Raw genomic sequence first — 17,542 nt, 5'->3', positions numbered from 1 at the left:
AAAGCGCGCATATTCGTGGTGGGGGAAGGTTGCTACAACCCTGAAAATGGCGTTTCGGAAAGGGCTTACAACACTCGCAGAATCGTCCCGCTCCAATAGCCTAAGTGGCAATCCACAGCCAAAAAAAAATGCCAGTCAGCAAAGCCAACTGGCATTTCTCAAGTTCACCCGTTCGAAGCGTTCATCAGCGAACGCTCAAACCTCGCTGATCAGAATTCGTGATCGGCGTTATCCGGGTTCAGGTCGGTGATGCCGAGCTTGCCAGCGGCTTGCTCGATGGCACCGGTCTGTTTGACCAGAGCGGCAATGGCGTCGCGAACGATCTGGTTGCCTTCGGTGTTGCCAGCCGCGATCAACTGGTCGAAATGCTGACCTTTGTTGGCTTGGTCGACGATGGCTTGCAGCTTGGCCTGAGTAGCGTCCAGGTCAGCTCGTAGGGTGGCGTCGGTGGCTGGATCGGCTTTGGCGACCAGAGACGACAGGCTTGGCCCGCTGACTTTGGTGCCATCTACACGGGTGTACTCGCCCAGGTATACGTTGCGGATGCCTTTGCCATTGTAGAAATGGGAGTTATGAGTGTTGTCGCTGAAGCAGTCGTGCTCGTCTTCGCTGGAGTTGGCTTCCAGTGCCACCTTCATGCGCTCACCAGCCAGCTCGCCCAGAGACAGGCTGCCCATGCCGAAGAGCATTTTACGCAGGCCGCTCTCGCCGCTTTCGGCTTCCAGGCTGGCGCGATAGTTATCGGCAACGCCTGGCTTCCAGTTGTTGGACATTTCTTCCAGATCGCTGACCAGTAAGTCAGTCACCGCTGTCAGGTAGGCACGACGACGGTCGTTATGGCCGCCAGTGCCGCCTGCGCCTTCAATGTAGTCGGAAGCTGGACGTTCACCCGCGCCAGGACCATTACCGTGCAAGTCCTGACCCCAAAGCAGGAATTCGATGGCGTGGTAGCCGGTTGCGACGTTGGCTTCCGAACCGCCCAGCTCGTTCAGGCTGGCGAGTTTTTCAGGGGTGATTTCTTTCACGTCTACCTTGTCTTCGCCGACCTGTACTTCAGTGTTGGCGATGATGTTGGCCGTGGCGCCCGGGTTACCCAGCGCGTGCTGGTAGTCTTTGGCAACGTAGTCGATCAGGCCTTCGTCCAGGGGCCAGGCGTTAACCTGTCCTTCCCAGTCGTCGATGATCGTGTTGCCGAAGCGGAATACTTCGCTCTGCATGTAAGGCACGCGCGCAGCAACCCAGGCGTCGCGGGCAGCTTTGAGGGTTTTGTCATTCGGGGTGGCGAGGAATTCGTTGATCGCAGTCTGCAGGTTTTTAGCAGCGGCTTCAGCGTCGCTGAATACGGCGGAAACCATGTTGGCGTAGTTGGCGACGACTGCCTTGGCTGCAGCGTCAGTGGACTGCGCAGCGGGTGCCGGAGCAGCCGCTTCGGGCGCGGGTGCAGCAGCAGGCGCTGGAGCAGGTGCGGAAGCGGTGGCTGGTGCTGCAGCTTTTTTCTCGTCGCCACAACCAGCGAGGGAAATAGCGATGGCCAGCAGACTAGCGGTTGCCAATGGCATACGAATCATGACGGAATCCTGCGTCTAGAGGGTTCAAGGCGCCAGGCGCCCAAAAAAAGCTGCAACATAATGCGAAAGATTTGCATTCGGTGTAAAGGCCTATTGCCTTTGAGGAAAAGATGAGCGGAGGCGGGCTTGTAACAAAGGGTGTCGCCTATAAGGCCGATTGATGAGGGATTCTGTGACAGCAATGCTGGTCTGGGCTACTTCGCAAGGTTCGGCATAGCATTGGGGGAGCCGAGCTTGCTCGCGATGCAGGCGATACGGTTATCTCAGATAAATCAGGTTTCCGTTATCGCGGGCAAGCCCGGCTCCCACAATGGGCGCCTACAAAACCTCGGCCTTACTGCGCTGTGCCTGTTTCAGATAAGCCAGCAGCTCGCGGCCCGGCAGCGGTTTGCTGTACAGATAACCCTGACCCTCGTGGCAGCCTTCGGAAATGATGTAAGCCTCTTGTTCGACGGTTTCCACGCCTTCAGCAATGACCTGCATACCCAGGCTTTTCCCCAGTTGAATGATGGCACGTACGATGGTGGCGTCGTCATCGTCATCAATCAGGTCCTGCACAAAGCTCTTGTCGATCTTGATTTTGTCGAGCGGCAAGCTCTTCAAGTAGCTGAGGGACGAATAGCCGGTACCAAAGTCGTCAATGGCGATCAGCGCGCCGGAGCGGCGCAAGCTCAGCAAATGCTGGGCGGCGGTGCTGATGTCTTCCATCAAGCCGGTCTCGGTGACTTCCAGCTCCAGGCTACGGGGCGGCAGGCGATAAATCTGCATCAGATTATTGACCACCCTCGGCAATTCCGAGTGGTGTAACTGCACAGTCGACAGGTTGACCGCCATGCGCAGGTCGGTGAAGCCCTGATCATGCCATTCGCGCAACTGACGACAGGCCTGATCCAGCACCCATTCACCAATCGCGATAATCGAGCCGTTCTGCTCTGCCAAGGGGATGAACTGATCCGGGGGAACCATGCCATGTTCCGGATGCTGCCAGCGAATCAGGGCCTCGACACCGACCACCCGGTTGTCGCGATAGCTGATTTGCGGCTGATACACCAGGAACAGCTGATTGCGCGGCAGGGCTTCGCGCAGGTCTTTTTCCAGCTCCCGGCGCCGACGCATTTCGCTGTCCACGCTGGCGATATAAAACTGATAGCGGTTGCGCGAGCGCGACTTGGCCAGGGTCATGGTCTGTTCGGCTTTTTGCAGGAGCTTTTCAGTGCTGTCACCGTCTTCCGGGAAGAGGGTGATGCCAATGGTGGCGCGCAGACGGATTTCCTGTTGGCCCAAGGCAAAGGGGGCTTCCAGATCATCAAGGATGTTCTGTGCCAGCTCGGCGGCTTCATAAGGTTGTTCAATGTCAGCCTGAACCAGCGCGAACTGGTCACCGCCCAGGCGCGCAAGTGCACCGAGCCGACCGCTATGCCCGCGCAGACGATCAGCGAGAGCCAGCAGCAGTTGGTCGCCGGTCTGGTAGCTGAATTGCTCGTTGATCCCTTTGAAGTCGTCCAGCCCGACACACAACACTGCAACACGGCGTTGCAGGCGGCCGGCGTCGATCAGAATCTTGTCCAGTTGCTGCTGCAATTGCTGGCGGTTGGGCAAGCCGGTCAGGAAATCGTACTGCGCCATACGCAGCAGGCTTATTTCGGCTTCATGGCGCAAATGCGTGTTGCGCTCGATTGAGGCCAGCAGTTGGTTGGCGGTATTGACCCAGATGCCCAGTTCGTTTTTCTCATGGCCCTTGAGCAGGGGCAACTGATGTTCGCTGGGGCGATCCGGGTTGATATTGGTCAGGTGTTCGATGATGCGCGACAGCGGTTTGGTCAGTAGCCAGTGGTAAACCAGGTACAACACCAGCCCCATGGCCAGTGCCCGCAGGACGCCTGATATGAAAATGATCACCGCATTGATGATGAAGCCTTCGCCGTACGTTGCGGTGTCCATCGTGATCCGCAAGTCGCCGTAATACTCGCTGTAGGGACTGCGGCCAACCAGTTGGGTGGTGAAGCTGCGCTCCTGGCCCAGAATCAGGTCGGTCAGCCAGCGGGTGGAGGAGGCTTTGAGGGGGCGCGATTTTTCGGCGAGCAACGTTTCGTTCGGATGCCCGATAGACGCCATCCGCACCGCGTTGTCTTGAAACAGACCCTCGATGACCTGCATGCCCATTTCCCGGTCCAGGCTGTAAACGGCCTGAGTCGACGGGTCACGAAACATGTCCAGGATTCGTTCCGCATCGCTGGCCACTGCCTGACGAGTCTTGTACGCATCGTAGACAATCTGCGCACAACTCAAGACCACGCCTACGATCAGCGCGGAAAGCAGCACCACACGCAGCAACTTTACTGACAGGCTGTTTTTGAGTTCCAGCTTCAAATGGCTATTCCTTAATCCGTGCTGGGTGCATCAAGCCTTTGCAACCATCAAAAAACAGTTGAGCCAGAACGAGATCGCCAAACAGCGATTTTGCTCCTCGTCACCTGCTTCCTTGCTCCGTCCCGACTTTATCGTAAAGTCAGGCATTCTCACTGTGTCGGACAAAAACCTTTGAAACTTGAACGAAATCTTGAAAACCCAAGCGAATGATATTAGTCCGCTATCGCTCGCTGACAATACCTAAAATACAGTTTGCCGACGAAAAAAAACCCGGCAATGCCGGGTTTTCTTGACTGGATCTGAAATCAGGCAGCGAATTGCTTCGCTACGAAGTCCCAGTTGACCAGGTTCCAGAACGCTTCCACGTACTTTGGACGCAGGTTGCGGTAGTCGATGTAGTAAGCGTGTTCCCACACATCGCAGGTCAGCAGCGGGGTGTCGCCGCTAGTCATTGGGTTGCCTGCACCGATGGTGCTGGCCAGAGCCAGGGAGCCGTCAGGTTTTTTCACCAGCCAGCCCCAACCGGAACCGAAAGTGCCGATGGAGGTTTTGCTGAATTCTTCTTTGAACTTGTCGAACGAGCCGAAAGCCGCATTGATTGCGTCAGCCAGTGCGCCGGTAGGTTCGCCGCCAGCGTTTGGCGCCAGGCATTCCCAGTAGAACGTGTGGTTCCAGACCTGAGCGGCGTTGTTGAAGATGCCACCCGAAGAGGTCTTGATGATTTCTTCCAGGGTTTTGCCTTCGAACTCGGTGCCAGGCACCAGGTTGTTCAGGTTCACGACGTAGGTGTTGTGGTGCTTGTCGTGGTGATATTCCAGTGTCTCTGCGGAAATGTGCGGTACCAGAGCATCTTTGGCGTACGGCAGCGGCGGCAATTCAAAAGCCATGGTTTATCTCCTAATCAGGTCAGTTGCGGTGAGCGCAAGGCCGATCACGGGCGGCCAGACAGAACATGCACCGGCGAGTTTGTACTCTTTGCGGCGCAGGGTCAGGATCATAGCACCGGGTCTGCCCGTTAACCACGCAACAACTGTGTGGGATAGAGGTTCCAGAGGATTTGCCTAATGGGAATACTTCCCTGAAGGCGATTGCTTTGCGTCCCGGACAAAAGTGCCGTGGTACGGCGAACACAAAATCTGTAGGAGCTGCCGAAGGCTGCGATGGCGGTGTGTCAGGTCAAATGCTTCGCAGCCTTCGGCAGCTCCTACAAAAAACTGCATCAAGCTCTTCTGGCGCTACGCAGCCCTGATCAACTGCACCGCAACGCTGAACATCATCACCGCGACCATCAGGTCCAGCATTCGCCAGGTGGCAGGGCGGGCAAGCCATGGAGCCAGCCAGGCCGCGCCGAGCGCCAGGGTGCTGAACCACAGCAATGACGCACTGGCCGCACCCACAACATAAGCTTCAGGCACACTTTGTTGAGCACCCAGCGAGCCGACCAGCAATACCGTATCGAGGTAAACGTGAGGGTTTAGCAAGGTCACGGCCAAGGCGCTGAGCAGGACAGCGCGGCGCGAGCGCTGGCCTATGATCTCGCTTTTTTGCAGGCTCTGGCTGGAGCAGGCACGCCGCAGGGCAAGGCTGCCGTACCAGAGTAAAAACACCACGCCGCCCCAGCGTGCGACTGCCAGCAATGTCGGATTCTGTGCCAGCACGTTGGCCAGGCCAAACACACCGGCCGCGATGAGGATTGCATCGCAGACAATGCACACCATCGCTACAGGTAAATGATGTTCGCGACGCAGGCTTTGCGCCAGAACGAAGGCGTTCTGAGTGCCGATAGCCATGATCAATCCGCCAGCGACCAGCAGACCATTGAGATAACTTTGCCACATGAAATGTATGCTCCAGCGCATTTAACCGTCTGCCTCGAAGCCTGAATGGCCGGCAGGTTTGTGTGGCAAGTGTGGTACTCAGCGATGTATAAGAAAAACCAATCTTACTGATCGCTCATTAGGAAAAATGATGTTCGACTACAAACTGCTTTCTGCCTTGGCGGCGGTGATTGAGCAGGCGGGGTTCGAGCGTGCCGCTCAGGTATTGGGCTTATCTCAATCTGCGGTGTCCCAACGGATCAAACTGCTGGAAGCGCGCGTGGGTCAGCCCGTGTTGATCCGTGCCACTCCACCCAGCCCCACTGATATCGGGCGTCGCTTGCTCAACCATGTTCAGCAAGTGCGGCTGCTGGAGCGTGACCTGCAAAGTCAGGTACCGGCACTGGATGAGGAGGGGATGCCGGAGCGCCTGCGTATCGCTTTGAACGCCGACAGTCTGGCGACATGGTGGGCGGATGCGATTGGCGATTTTTGCGCGCAGAACAATCTGTTGCTCGATCTGGTCGTTGAAGATCAGGACGTCGGTCTCAAACGCATGCGGGCTGGCGATGTAGCCGCCTGCTTGTGTGCCAGCGAACGACCGGTTGCCGGTGCGCGCAGCCTGTTACTGGGTGCCATGCGCTATCGTGGCCTGGCCAGTCCTGCGTTTATTGCACGTCATTTTTCCGGGGGCGTCGATGCGAAAAAACTCGCCCGGGTTCCGGCTCTGGTATTCGGTCCTGATGACTTTCTGCAGCATCGCTACCTGGCGTCATTGGGGATTGAAGGGGGATTCGAGCATCATGTGTGTCCTTCTTCAGAAGGTTTTTTGCGCATGACTGAGGCCGGAGTGGCCTGGGGGCTGGTTCCGGAAATACAGGTGCGCGAGCAACTCAAGCGGGGTTCGCTGGTGGAGTTGGCCGCAGACAAGCCGGTGGACGTGCCTTTGTACTGGCATCATTGGCGTAATGGCGGACAATTATTGACCCGATTGACAGAGCATCTGGCGCAGCAGGCGGGGCAGTGGCTGGTGCCGCTACAAGTGCGATGACTGGGCTTGTAGGAGCTAACTTGTTGGCGAGGCGCCGTACCTGACACACCGCTTCGCCAACAAGTTGGATCCTACAGAATCTCTGTAAACCAGATAGACCTGTGTTTTTGATACAAGCAAAAAAATCTCTAACGGAGCGGTAAATGAAAATTCTGGTCACCGGCGCAAGCGGCTTTATTGGCGGGCGCTTTGCGCGGTTCGCTTTGGAGCAGGGCTTCAGCGTGCGGGTCAATGGCCGTCGTGCCGAAGGTGTCGCGCACCTGGTCAAGCGCGGTGCCGAATTCATCCAGGGGGATTTGATCAACCCTGATCTGGTCCGCGTGCTATGTGCCGATGTCGACGCAGTGGTGCATTGCGCTGGCTCGGTGGGCGTCTGGGGGCGCAAGCAGGACTTCTTGCAGGGTAACGTGCAAGTCACTGAGAACATCGTTGAGGCCTGCCTGAAACAAAGGGTCAGAAGGCTGGTCCATTTGTCGTCGCCTTCGATCTATTTTGATGGCAACTCGCATCTGGATATCAATGAGGAGCGCGTACCCAAGCGCTTCAAGAGCCACTACGCCGCCAGCAAATATCTGGCTGAGCAAAAGGTATTTGGCGCAGAAGAGTTTGGTCTGGAAGTCATCGCCTTGCGCCCGCGTTTTGTAACCGGGGCAGGCGATACGAGCCTCTTCCCGCGGCTGCTGCACATGCAGCGCAAGAAGCGTCTGTCGATTGTCGGTAATGGCTTGAACAAGGTGGACTTCACCAGCATTCATAATCTTAACCAGGCCCTTATCAGCAGTCTGCTGGCCGACCGGTCGGCGTTGGGCAAGGCCTACAATATTAGTAATGGCACGCCGGTGCCGCTGTGGGATGCAGTCAATTACGTGATGCGTCGCATGCAGTTGCCGCAGGTCACACGGTATCGTTCGTACGGCCCGGCTTACTCCGCTGCCGCGATCAACGAAGCGGCGTGCATGCTTTGGCCCGGACGTCCCGAGCCTACGCTGTCGCGGTTGGGCATGCAGGTCATGAGTAAGGATTTCACTCTGGACATTGGTCGCGCCCGGCATTATCTGGACTACGACCCACAGGTCAGCCTATGGGCGGCGCTGGATGAGTTTTGTGATTGGTGGCAAACGCAACAACACAGGTGAGCGCTTTAGGCTGCGGCTGCAGCGGTTATACTCGCGAACTTCGAGCATTTTCATCACGGTTTTAGACAGGGTTATTCATGCGTAACGATCCTTACGACGACGTCGATGACGTTCCGAATCTCAGCGCCAAGGACGATGACGACGACTTCGCGCCCACCGCCGGTGCACGCAAACGCACGACGGTGTATTCCCGTGACACGCCCGTAGTAAAGGTCAAAGGGCCAAGCACCGGCCCTCTTTGGGCATTGGTGGGTGCGCTGTTCATAGCCTTTTGTGGCTTGGGCTGGTGGAGTTTTCAGCAGATTTCGTTGATGGAGCAACAGCTGGTTGCGACTCAGGAAAGCTTTGCACGGATCAGCGAAGAAGCCGCCGGCCGTTTGCAGGACATCTCCGGCAAAGTCGTTGCGACTGAATCAGTGGCGGTGGACGGAGAGGCGCTCAAGCAGCGCATCAAGCTGATCGAAGACCAGTTGGCTGACCAGGATAAACAGCAGGAAGGCACAGTCGGGCAGCAGAGCCAGTTGCAGCAGCGTCTGGAACAGATCACGACGCAGGCGACGCAGCTGCAGACGAGCAATACGCAACTGCAGGAACAGCTTAAAGCCGTCACCACCGAGTTAGCAGCGGTGAAGGCTTCGATTTCGGATCATAAAGCGGCTCAGGGTGATCTCGCTCAAGTCGACACCCAGCTTAAAAGCCTCAGCGCCGATGTCGCTGCACTGAAGAAGCAGGGCAACCCGACGGCAACTATCGAGCGTCTGGAGCAGGACTTGATCGTGCTTAAAAGCGAGCAGGAAAACCGTCCGGCTCCAGCGGCAGCCAGCAGCAACACTGCTGAATTTGACGCCTTCCGTGCTCAGATGACCCGCAACATCAACACGCTGCAGAGCCAGATTCAGAACTTGTCACAGCAGGTGAATGCACGCCGGTAACAGCCGTATCCCCGGTAGGCGCAAACTTGTTCGCGATGCGATCTTCCTGAGTGGTCAGGTCCAAAGCTTCGCCAACAAGTTGGCTCCTGCAGATGTATTACAAAGCCGGGTAATCGATATAACCCACTGGCCCTTTACCGTAGAACGTCTCCGGATGCGGAGTGTTCAACGGCGCATCCTGCTTCAAACGTGCTGGCAGGTCAGGGTTGGCAATGAAAGGCACGCCGAAGGCCACAGCGTCGGCTGAGCCATTGGCCAGCCAGGCATTGGCGCTGTCCTTGGTGAATTTCTCGTTGGCGATGTACGCGCCGCCGAAAGCCTTTTTCAACTGTGGACCAATGCTGTCGCCCGCTTCGCGCTCGCGAGAGCAGATGAACGCGATGCCACGTTTGCCCATCTCGGCAGCTACATAGCTGAAGGTTTCAGACAGGTTGTCGTCACCCATGTCATGAGAGTCGGCACGTGGTGCCAGATGCAGGCCCACACGGCCAGCGCCCCACACTTCAATTGCCGCATCGACCACTTCGAGCATCAGGCGCGCGCGGTTTTCCAGAGAGCCGCCGTATTGGTCGGTACGCTGGTTGGTGCTGCTCTGCAGAAACTGATCCAGCAGATAACCATTGGCACCGTGAATCTCTACACCGTCAAAGCCAGCAGCTTTGGCGTTTTCCGCGCCGGTACGATAGGCGTCCACCACGTCGGCGATTTCCGCCAGTTCCAGTGCGCGAGGGGTGACGTAGTCAGACAGCGGGCGAACCAGGCTGACATGACCTTCAGGCTTGATGGAGCTTGGCGCGACCGGGGTTTCGCCATTGAGGTACGACGGGTGGGAAATGCGTCCGACGTGCCACAGTTGCAGTACGATTTTGCCGCCGGCGCCGTGTACTGCTTTGGTGATGTTGCTCCAGCCACGCACCTGATCGCTGGACCAGATGCCTGGTGTATCCGGATAGCCAACGCCCATTGGCGTGACTGAAGTGGCTTCGCTGATGATCAGGCCTGCCGACGCGCGCTGTACGTAATACTCCGCCATCATCGCGTTCGGTACACGACCTTCATCCGCGCGGCAGCGGGTCAGCGGCGCCATGACGATACGGTTGGCGAGTTGCAGGTCGCCTAGCTTGATCGGGTCAAAGATAGTTGTCATGCGTGAAACCCTCTTAATTGATCAGTTGGTAGCCGGAGCCAGATCGGCATTGCCGCCCTGACGAAAAGTAATCAAAGTCACGATCAGTGCGAGCACGGCCAGCGCTCCGGCGGCCAATGGCACGCTGGTCAGGCCGAAGCCGTGAGCAATAACGCTGCCGCCGACCCATGCGCCCAATGCGTTGCCGACGTTGAACGCACCGATGTTCAGGGTCGACACCAGGTTTGGTGCTGCCTTGCCGAATGTCACCACGTTGATCTGTAAGGCTGGCACTGCAGCAAACGCTGCGGTGGCCCAAAGGAACAACGTAATTTCGGTCGGGATCAACGCGATGCTGGTCCAGCTCAAGGCGGTGGAAATAACGGCCATGGCGATGAACACGCCGATCAAGGTCGCGGCCAGGCGACGGTCAGTCAGCTTGCCGCCGATCACGTTGCCTACCGTCAGGCCCAGGCCGATCAGTAGTAGCGTCCAGGTGATACCGTTCGGAGATACGCCAGTGACTTCGCCCAGCAACGGCGCGACATAGGTGAACAGCGTGAACATGGAGGCGGAGAACAGGGCGGTCATGCTCAGTGAAAGCCAGATCCCTGCGCCTTTTAGCGAGGCAAGCTCGGCGCGCATGTCGAGTTTCAGTTCTTCGCGGTTGGTCGGAAGGAAGCGCATCAGGCCGATCAACGCAATTACACCGATGACGGTGACCGCCCAGAAGGTCGAGCGCCAGCCAGCGTATTGGCCCAGCGCGGTGCCCAAAGGCACGCCGAGCACGTTGGCCAGGGTCAGACCGGTGAACATCAGTGCAACGGCGGAGGCGCGACGATTGGCGGGCACCAGACCTGCTGCCACCACCGAACCGATACCGAAGAACGCACCGTGGCACAGCGCAGTGACCACACGAGCAAACATCAATACGTTGTAATCGGCGGCGATGGCGCACAGCAGGTTACCGACGATGAAGATGCCCATCAGCGTGACCAGCGCAGCCTTGCGCGGCAGTCTGGCGGTGGCCATAGCCATGAACGGTGCACCAATTGCCACGCCCAGCGCATAGCCGGTTACCAGCCAGCCTGCGCCTGGAATCGAGACGCCCAGATCGGCAGCGACTTCGGGCAGCAAGCCCATGATGACGAACTCGGTGGTGCCGATGGCGAAGGCGCTAAGCGCCAGAATAAACAGTGAAAGAGGCACTGGGCGTCTCCTGTTAATAAAGGTTTCGTTAATCCTGTAGGCGCTGCCGAAGGCTGCGATTCTCGGTGTTTCAGGAAGAAAGATTTCGCAGCCTTCGGCAGCTCCTACAGAAGGTTTTTACATTCGAAGGCGCTCAAGACGGCGGATTCAGCTCCAGCACCAGCGCTTCGACGAAGGCCGCAATCACCTCTTCGTTACGCTTGAAAAAACTCCATTGCCCCACTTTCTTGCTGGTGATCAGCCCGGCACGCTGCAGCGTTGCCAGGTGGGCAGAAACCGTGGATTGCGAAAGCCCGGCGCGCTGATCGATCTGACCTGCGCACACGCCGTTTTCCGTCGAGTGGGTCTGGTCCGGAAAGCAACTGAGCGGGTCCTTCAGCCAGACAAGAATCTCCCGGCGAACAGGGTGGGCCAGGGCTTTTATTATTTCGTCGAGGTCGATAGGCATGTCGTTCTCAATATTGGTTTAACGCTATATCGCGATGAGGCGAACTTTATATCTGTATTTCGCGATATACAAATATGATTTGCTGCTGAGGATAGTGAAAAACGCTATATCGGGTTATATCGATATAGGCGCGGGACGTAATTCGGCGTAGGCTGGGCGCCATGAACTACCTCGCACATCTGCACCTCGGTGGCCAGCGACCGGCTCAACTGCTCGGCAGTCTCTATGGCGATTTCGTCAAAGGACCTGTGGCTGGACGTTTCCCGGACGAATTGGCGCAGGCGATCCAGTTGCATCGCAGCATCGACGCATTCACCGACAGTCACCCGCTGATCAAGCAGGCGATTGCACGCTTTCCTGCCGAGCGCAGACGTTACGCGGGCATCGTGCTGGATGTGTTTTTCGATCATTGCCTGGCCCGGGACTGGGCGCATTACGCTGATGTGCCGCTGGCAGCTTTCACGCGCAAGGTTTACGGCGTGCTGGCCGCCGAGCCGGAGTTGCCCGAGCGGCTGGCACGGATTGCACCGCACATGGCCGCTCACGACTGGCTGGGTTCTTACCGGGAATTTGCCGTGCTGGAACAGGTATTGGCGGGGATTTCGCGTCGCTTGTCACGGCCAGAAGGGTTGGCAGGCGCAATGCTCGAACTGCATGACCTTTACCAACCCCTGAGTGCAGACTTTGCCGAGTTCTATCCGATCCTGCAGGACTTCTCTCAAGCCGCTCTGGCCGATCGCGGGCTCTCGGCGGTCTGAGGTTGAGCTACGGCCTCTTTAGTCACGAAAGACTCAGCGACGGCGGGAGGCTCGCCAAACAATGCGACCTGTACGGCTTGCTGCGCCTCATAGGCCAGCGCTGCGCGCTCCTTGCCTACAGTGGCAATCGGCATCAGCAACTGGATGTGCACATCGCCTTGTTCATTGGCGAACAGGCGGCGCAAGTGCGACAGCAAATCGTCGTCGCCAATGAAGGGCGCGATAGGGTCTGGCTCGCCATTGCGTGAATAGTGAATCGCCACTGGTTGCAGCAACACCCCGCTGTCAATCGCACTCGACATCAGACGGCCATGAAATGTACGCAGGCCAGTACCGTCAGTGGTGGTGCCTTCAGGGAAAATTACCAGTGCGTTGTTCTGCTGCAAGTGGTTGCCCATCTGCTTCTGGATCAGCTTGCTGTCACCCGAACCGCGACGGATGAACAACGTGCCTGCTTTCAAGGCCAACCACCCAGCGACTGGCCAGGTGCGTACTTCAGCCTTGGACAGAAACGACAGCGGGGCCAGCATGCCCAGCAGCGGAATGTCGGTCCAGGACACGTGATTGCTGACCCACAGCATCGGCTGACGCGGCAGCTCGCCGCTGACGGTTACGCGAAACGGCAGGGCAGCGGTCAGGCGCGCCATGAACCAACGGCTCCAGCGCTGACGCCGGGCCATGGAATTGCCGATCTTCATGCGCTCCATGCAGGCGAACACGCCAGCAATGGTCAGCCCCAGCGCAATCACCAGCAGTACCCGGGCGACTCGGGCATAGCCACGCAAGCGGCTCATTACACTGCTGCCTTGAAGTGGCGCGCGTAGCGCGGGCACAGTTCATCGCGCTTGAGCAGAATGAACACGTCGGCGACCTGGAAATCTTCGTCCCAGCATGGCTCGCCGCAGATCTTCGCACCCAGGCGCATGTAGGCTTTTAGCAGCGGCGGCATTTCGCAGATCACGTTGTTGGGCAGATCCATGGCGGGCAGCGGATTTTTAGGTTCGGCGCGCAGGTTTTCCGTGCACAGATAACGCTCGCGCAAACGCTGCATGATGGCGTGGGCTTGAATGCCGCCATCCTGCATGGGGATGCTCGCGCAACCCATCAGGTAGCTGTAGGCACCTTCGTTGAGAATCTCGGCCAGTTCGCTCCACAGCACAGCGATGGTGCCGCCGTTGCGGTACTCGGGGTCAACGCAGGTACGGCCCAGTTCCAGAATCGGACCTTGCAGATGGCCAAGGCCATGCAGGGCGAATTCTTCTTCACTGTAAAAGCTGCCGATGCTGTTGGCCGCTTTGTGGTCCAGCAGGCGCGTGGTGGCGACCAGCTTGCCGGTGTTCAAGTCCCGCACGCCGATGTGCGAGCAATGCACATCGTAATCATCCATATCCAGGCCTTGGTCTGCGCCTTTGAGTTTGGCGTTGAATTCGCCACTGAACACGTTGAAGCGCAGGGCCTGTGCTTCCTGCAAGGCTTTACTGCCGGTCAGACGTTCAGCCTGAAGGCGGCGGTCGGATGCTGTGTCGCGAATGCGGGCGATCTGAGTCATGCGAAGTCTCCGTTAGCCTGCCCTGCAAGTGCGGGCGTTGGCTGTAATGGCCTGGCGCTGCTGTACAAACTCAGGCTAAGGAGAGGCGATGTCATGACCATGAAGGTTTGGTGATGGTTGTGTGACGGGTGCCTCGGTAGGCGCGAACTTGTTCGCGAGGCGTCAGACCTGAATCACCGCGTGAAACCATTTCGCCAACAAGTTGGCTCCTACCCGGAAATCTGCGCTGTCTGAATATTTGTCACAACTCACTGCTACAGTCCGGCGATTCAAATTGAGGTGCGTCCCGATGCGGCTTGCCTGGCTGGTGCTGTTGTTTGTGGTCTTCAATGCCAATGCTGAACCCTCGGCGGTAGTGAAATCCCTTGAAGATTACGCATTCCCAACCCGCAACGACCAAACCCGAGAGGGCATTCGCACCGACGCATTATTGGTACTGCGAAACGGTGAGGTGGTGTACGAGCGCTACGCCGGAGTGACCACTGCCCAGACCCCACACCTCACCTGGTCCATCAGCAAAAGCATCATGGCGACGGTGCTGGGTGTGGCCTACGGTGAAGGGCGCTTCGCGCTGGATGATCCCGCAGCAAAGTTCTATCCGCCTCTCAGCGCTCATCCTGATATCACCCTCAAGCACCTGATGCAGTGGACCTCCGGCCTGGACTGGCAGGAAGACTACGAATACGCGCCGCTCAACTCATCTGTGGTCGCCATGCTCTATACCCGTGGCCACGATGACATGGCGCGCTTCACCGCCGAGCATCGCAGTGCGCACAAACCGGGTACGTCATTTCTCTATTCCAGTGGCGACAGCAACCTGTTGGCTGCCGCCCTGAAAGGCATGGTCGGGGACAAGGCTTACACGGACTATCCATGGACGGCACTGTTCGAGCCGCTCGGCATTCGCAGCGCGGTGTGGGAAACCGACGTCAGCGGCACGTTTGTCGGTTCTTCCTACGCCTATATGACCGCACAGGATCTGGCTCGTATTGGTGTGTTGATGCAGCGGGGCGGGCGATGGAATGACCGACAGTTAGTGCCCGAAACCTGGATCGACTTTGTGCTGACGCCTTTCCCCCATCAGCAGCCAGGCGAAGAAATATCTGGCGGGCAGTGGTGGCTCAATCAAACCTCCAAAGGTGATAAAGGCCCGTGGCCAAGTGCGCCTGGCGATACCTTCGCCGCGCTAGGGCATTGGGGGCAGGCGTTGTATGTAGTGCCCAGCGCCGGATTAGTCGTTGTGCGTTATGCCGATGACCGCGACGGCAGTTATTCCCATGATCAGCTTCTAAAACTGGCCATGGCGGCCTTCGGCAGAAAAGGGCAAGCCGCCGTCGCGCAGTAAACATAGGACCTGTAGGAGTGAGCTTGCTCGCGATAGCGTCAGCACAGGCAACATATTCATCGACTGACAGACCGAATCGCGAGCAAGGTGGAGCGCCACCCCGGTCACTCCTACAGGGGCCTTGTTTGCTGCGAGGAAGTGCAGCGTCGAAGGCGGTGCGGCGGTTCCGAAAAAATGCATTCCAAAGAGGGGAGACCAATGACTACCGGCTTTATCCGTCGACGTCCATTCAGCAGTCTGTTGCTATTGATGGCGGTGGCAATTGCGGTGCTGGTGTGGCAAAACCGCGTCGCATTGGCTGCATTCCCGAGCATCATCAGCGCTTATACCGCCAAAGAGTATTGCTCCTGTCGCTACGTCATGCTTAATTCCGCCGAGTATTGCCGTGGCTACGTCAAACAGTACGTACCGAGCAGTTTGCTCGACGACGCGGCGAATAAACGGGTAACTGCCGAAGGTCTGGGCCGCAGTAATGTGGCGATCTGGCAGGGCGAGCGACAGGGCTGTCGCTTGTTACCGTCAGCGCCTTGAAAACCCGGATGCGAACGTAGCAGTTCGCCAGCGGTCAGACAGGCGGTACGGTTGCCCCTTAATGCGCATCTGGAGTTTGCATGCCCATCACAACCCGCCTGTTGCTGGCCTTGCTGGCGTTGACAGCATTGCCTGCTCAGGCGAACTGGTACCTGGACAACGAGTCCTCAAGGCTGTCGTTCACGTCGACCAAAAACGCCAATATTGCTGAGGTCCATCGCTTCCTGACCCTGCACGGCAAAGTCGATCGCAAAGGCGCGGCTGAGCTTGAGGTCGAGCTGGAGTCGGTCAGCACCGGCATTGCCCTGCGCGACGAGCGCATTCGCGAGCAAGTTTTTAATATCGATAAATTCCCCAGAGCGAAAATCAACGCTCAGCTCGACCTTGGGCCGATTAACGATCTGGCGCCCGGTGCACAGCTTGAATTAAGGCTGCCATTGGTGGTGCAACTGCATGGGAAATCCCACAGCTATCGAGCCGAGCTGCTTGCCACACGTCTTGATGAACGACGCTTTCAGGTCGTAACGCTTGAGCCTTTGGTGGTTAATGCCCAGGATTTTGATCTGGTGCCGGGCTTCACGACCCTGCGCAATGCCGCCGGGCTATCAGCGGTCAGCCTCGCGGTGCCCGTGGGTGCTGTCTTGATATTCACGGCGCGCTGATATGGCCGGGGCGATTTTTCCGTGGCGTGAAAACAACCAGTTCCAGTTGTTGATCGACGGTCCGGCGTTCTTTCCGCGCATGATCGCCGCTATTGACGGCGCTCAGCAGCAAGTCGAGCTGGAGCTTTATCTGGTTGAGGCTGGCGCTTGTGCCGATGCGGTAGTGCGCGCTTTGGTGGATGCGGCTCAACGCGGCGTGATCGTGCGCTGCCTGTTTGATGACTTCGGCTCTCAGGCCTTTACCCTTGGGCTGAGGAAGCGTCTGACCGACGCAGGTGTGATCCTCAGGTTCTACAACCAGATTAACTGGCGTCGTGGTGTGCGTAACTTCTACCGCGATCATCGCAAACTGTTGTTGGTGGACAAAAAGCTCGCCGTGGTCGGCGGTACCGGTGTTACTGATGAGTTCTGGCAGCCCGCCGAGCCGGTCAGCGAATGGCACGAGGTCATGGTTGAAATCACCGGACCATTGGTCATTGACTGGCAGGCTCTGTTTGATCGGCAGTTTCACGCCAATCCGCGACGGACGGCCTGGCGTCCAGCGGAAAACTTCGGGCTGCCACGCTTGCCCAAGGTCCCTGTCAAAGGTCATGGGTTAGGCCGCGTAGCCTATGCCGACTCCCGACAGCATCGCGATATTCTGCAGTCACTGGTTCGAGCCCTGAACAGCGGTCATAAGCGTATCTGGCTGGCGACGCCGTATTTCCTGCCTACGTGGAAAGTCCGCCGTTCATTGCGCAAGGCAGCGTCCCAAGGCATCGATGTGCGACTGCTGCTGACCGGCCCGCGCACCGATCACCCTTCAGTGCGCTATGCCGGGCATCGTTATTACCCGCGGTTGCTGCGCGCCGGGGTGAAAATCTTCGAGTACCAGCCGTGCTTCCTGCACCTGAAAATGGTCCTGATCGATGACTGGGTCAGCATTGGCTCCTGCAATTTCGATCACTGGAATTTGCGCTTCAATCTGGAAGCCAATCTGGAAGCCCTCGACGTCGGCCTGACCCAGGATGTGGTCGCCAGCTTCGAAAAAGACTTTGCGG

Annotated in this window: 17 protein-coding genes; 8 read left to right on the top strand and 9 right to left on the bottom strand. The window is 57.8% G+C overall.

Annotated features, from left to right (window positions below; all coding sequences use genetic code 11):
* Window positions 1-209: 209 nt before the first annotated feature.
* The 4 genes from AUC61_RS05405 to AUC61_RS05390 form a co-directional block, all read right to left on the bottom strand.
* A complete protein-coding gene (locus tag AUC61_RS05405; protein ID WP_243244829.1) occupies window positions 210-1,568 on the bottom strand; it encodes an imelysin family protein in 1,359 nt (452 codons plus the stop codon).
* A 318-nt stretch (window positions 1,569-1,886) separates the two neighbouring features.
* Complete coding sequence (locus AUC61_RS05400; RefSeq protein ID WP_243244827.1) at window positions 1,887-3,938, bottom strand: putative bifunctional diguanylate cyclase/phosphodiesterase; 2,052 nt, start codon at window positions 3,936-3,938, stop codon at window positions 1,887-1,889.
* 305 nt (window positions 3,939-4,243) lie between these two features.
* Entirely contained in the window at window positions 4,244-4,825 is a 582-nt protein-coding gene (locus AUC61_RS05395) for a superoxide dismutase (RefSeq protein ID WP_027900293.1), read from the bottom strand.
* Window positions 4,826-5,173: 348 nt separating this feature from the next.
* Complete coding sequence (locus AUC61_RS05390) at window positions 5,174-5,776, bottom strand: LysE/ArgO family amino acid transporter (protein WP_243244825.1); 603 nt, start codon at window positions 5,774-5,776, stop codon at window positions 5,174-5,176.
* A 130-nt stretch (window positions 5,777-5,906) separates the two neighbouring features.
* Here AUC61_RS05390 and AUC61_RS05385 point away from each other — a divergent pair, with 130 nt between their 5' ends.
* From AUC61_RS05385 to AUC61_RS05375, 3 genes are all read left to right on the top strand, one after another.
* Window positions 5,907-6,806, top strand: a complete 900-nt coding sequence (locus AUC61_RS05385; RefSeq protein WP_243244823.1) for a LysR family transcriptional regulator ArgP — start codon at window positions 5,907-5,909, stop codon at window positions 6,804-6,806.
* Window positions 6,807-6,949: 143 nt separating this feature from the next.
* Window positions 6,950-7,942, top strand: coding sequence for an NAD-dependent epimerase/dehydratase family protein (locus tag AUC61_RS05380; protein ID WP_243244821.1), 993 nt, complete (start codon window positions 6,950-6,952; stop codon window positions 7,940-7,942).
* Window positions 7,943-8,019: 77 nt separating this feature from the next.
* On the top strand, window positions 8,020-8,874 hold the full coding sequence (locus tag AUC61_RS05375; protein WP_243244820.1) for an ATPase: 855 nt from the start codon (window positions 8,020-8,022) through the stop codon (window positions 8,872-8,874).
* Between the two features lie 97 nt (window positions 8,875-8,971).
* Here the strand turns inward: AUC61_RS05375 and AUC61_RS05370 are convergent, their stop codons facing one another.
* The 3 genes from AUC61_RS05370 to AUC61_RS05360 all read right to left on the bottom strand — a co-directional run bounded on the left by AUC61_RS05370 (window position 8,972) and on the right by AUC61_RS05360 (window position 11,657).
* Window positions 8,972-10,021: an alkene reductase gene (locus AUC61_RS05370; protein ID WP_243244819.1), complete on the bottom strand. Its 1,050-nt coding sequence runs from the start codon at window positions 10,019-10,021 to the stop codon at window positions 8,972-8,974.
* A 21-nt stretch (window positions 10,022-10,042) separates the two neighbouring features.
* Window positions 10,043-11,209, bottom strand: coding sequence for an MFS transporter (locus AUC61_RS05365; protein WP_243244817.1), 1,167 nt, complete (start codon window positions 11,207-11,209; stop codon window positions 10,043-10,045).
* A gap of 133 nt (window positions 11,210-11,342) precedes the next feature.
* Window positions 11,343-11,657 (bottom strand): ArsR/SmtB family transcription factor, encoded by a 315-nt coding sequence (locus AUC61_RS05360; protein ID WP_243244815.1) that lies wholly within the window; start codon window positions 11,655-11,657, stop codon window positions 11,343-11,345.
* A 161-nt stretch (window positions 11,658-11,818) separates the two neighbouring features.
* On the opposite strand from AUC61_RS05360, the gene AUC61_RS05355 reads away from it, so the two are divergent.
* Complete coding sequence (locus AUC61_RS05355) at window positions 11,819-12,415, top strand: acyl carrier protein phosphodiesterase (protein WP_243244814.1); 597 nt, start codon at window positions 11,819-11,821, stop codon at window positions 12,413-12,415.
* Here the strand turns inward: AUC61_RS05355 and AUC61_RS05350 are convergent.
* Together AUC61_RS05350 and olsB are read right to left on the bottom strand one after the other, a co-directional pair.
* Complete coding sequence (locus AUC61_RS05350) at window positions 12,376-13,209, bottom strand: lysophospholipid acyltransferase family protein (protein WP_243244813.1); 834 nt, start codon at window positions 13,207-13,209, stop codon at window positions 12,376-12,378. The genes AUC61_RS05355 and AUC61_RS05350 overlap by 40 nt on opposite strands.
* Window positions 13,209-13,964 (bottom strand): L-ornithine N(alpha)-acyltransferase, encoded by a 756-nt coding sequence (gene olsB / locus AUC61_RS05345; RefSeq protein WP_243244811.1) that lies wholly within the window; start codon window positions 13,962-13,964, stop codon window positions 13,209-13,211. Before olsB ends, AUC61_RS05350 begins: the two co-directional genes overlap by 1 nt.
* 289 nt (window positions 13,965-14,253) lie before the next feature.
* On the opposite strand from olsB, the gene AUC61_RS05340 reads away from it, so the two are divergent.
* The 4 genes from AUC61_RS05340 to AUC61_RS05325 all read left to right on the top strand — a co-directional run.
* Window positions 14,254-15,309 carry a serine hydrolase domain-containing protein gene (locus AUC61_RS05340; protein WP_243244809.1) on the top strand — a complete coding sequence of 352 codons (1,056 nt, stop codon included), beginning with the start codon at window positions 14,254-14,256 and terminating at the stop codon, window positions 15,307-15,309.
* Between the two features lie 198 nt (window positions 15,310-15,507).
* The gene (locus AUC61_RS05335; protein WP_243244807.1) at window positions 15,508-15,840 is read left to right on the top strand and encodes an amidase; all 333 of its coding nucleotides are present in this window, start codon (window positions 15,508-15,510) and stop codon (window positions 15,838-15,840) included.
* A gap of 80 nt (window positions 15,841-15,920) precedes the next feature.
* Window positions 15,921-16,502, top strand: coding sequence for a YceI family protein (locus AUC61_RS05330; RefSeq protein ID WP_087264800.1), 582 nt, complete (start codon window positions 15,921-15,923; stop codon window positions 16,500-16,502).
* Between the two features lies 1 nt (window position 16,503).
* The coding region (locus AUC61_RS05325; protein ID WP_243244805.1) for a phospholipase D-like domain-containing protein at window positions 16,504-17,542 on the top strand (1,039 nt) is incomplete at its 3' end.

It is taken from the genome of Pseudomonas maioricensis (genome assembly GCF_022790535.1).
Lineage (GTDB): Bacteria > Pseudomonadota > Gammaproteobacteria > Pseudomonadales > Pseudomonadaceae > Aquipseudomonas > Aquipseudomonas maioricensis.
The sequence above is the reverse complement of the archived record's forward strand: the minus strand, read 5'-3'. Positions and strand labels throughout refer to the sequence as shown.

Excerpts from the sequence above, each read along its gene's own strand:
- AUC61_RS05355 (WP_243244814.1), top strand. The coding sequence starts at position 11,819 with ATGAACTACCTCGCACATCTGCACCTCGGTGGCCAGCGACCGGCTCAA.
- AUC61_RS05395 (WP_027900293.1), bottom strand. The coding sequence starts at position 4,825 with ATGGCTTTTGAATTGCCGCCGCTGCCGTACGCCAAAGATGCTCTGGTA.
- AUC61_RS05375 (WP_243244820.1), top strand. The coding sequence starts at position 8,020 with ATGCGTAACGATCCTTACGACGACGTCGATGACGTTCCGAATCTCAGC.
- AUC61_RS05335 (WP_243244807.1), top strand. The coding sequence starts at position 15,508 with ATGACTACCGGCTTTATCCGTCGACGTCCATTCAGCAGTCTGTTGCTA.
- AUC61_RS05340 (WP_243244809.1), top strand. The coding sequence starts at position 14,254 with ATGCGGCTTGCCTGGCTGGTGCTGTTGTTTGTGGTCTTCAATGCCAAT.
- AUC61_RS05380 (WP_243244821.1), top strand. The coding sequence starts at position 6,950 with ATGAAAATTCTGGTCACCGGCGCAAGCGGCTTTATTGGCGGGCGCTTT.
- AUC61_RS05360 (WP_243244815.1), bottom strand. The coding sequence starts at position 11,657 with ATGCCTATCGACCTCGACGAAATAATAAAAGCCCTGGCCCACCCTGTT.
- AUC61_RS05385 (WP_243244823.1), top strand. The coding sequence starts at position 5,907 with ATGTTCGACTACAAACTGCTTTCTGCCTTGGCGGCGGTGATTGAGCAG.
- AUC61_RS05330 (WP_087264800.1), top strand. The coding sequence starts at position 15,921 with ATGCCCATCACAACCCGCCTGTTGCTGGCCTTGCTGGCGTTGACAGCA.
- olsB (WP_243244811.1), bottom strand. The coding sequence starts at position 13,964 with ATGACTCAGATCGCCCGCATTCGCGACACAGCATCCGACCGCCGCCTT.
- AUC61_RS05370 (WP_243244819.1), bottom strand. The coding sequence starts at position 10,021 with ATGACAACTATCTTTGACCCGATCAAGCTAGGCGACCTGCAACTCGCC.
- AUC61_RS05405 (WP_243244829.1), bottom strand. The coding sequence starts at position 1,568 with ATGATTCGTATGCCATTGGCAACCGCTAGTCTGCTGGCCATCGCTATT.
- AUC61_RS05350 (WP_243244813.1), bottom strand. The coding sequence starts at position 13,209 with ATGAGCCGCTTGCGTGGCTATGCCCGAGTCGCCCGGGTACTGCTGGTG.
- AUC61_RS05390 (WP_243244825.1), bottom strand. The coding sequence starts at position 5,776 with ATGTGGCAAAGTTATCTCAATGGTCTGCTGGTCGCTGGCGGATTGATC.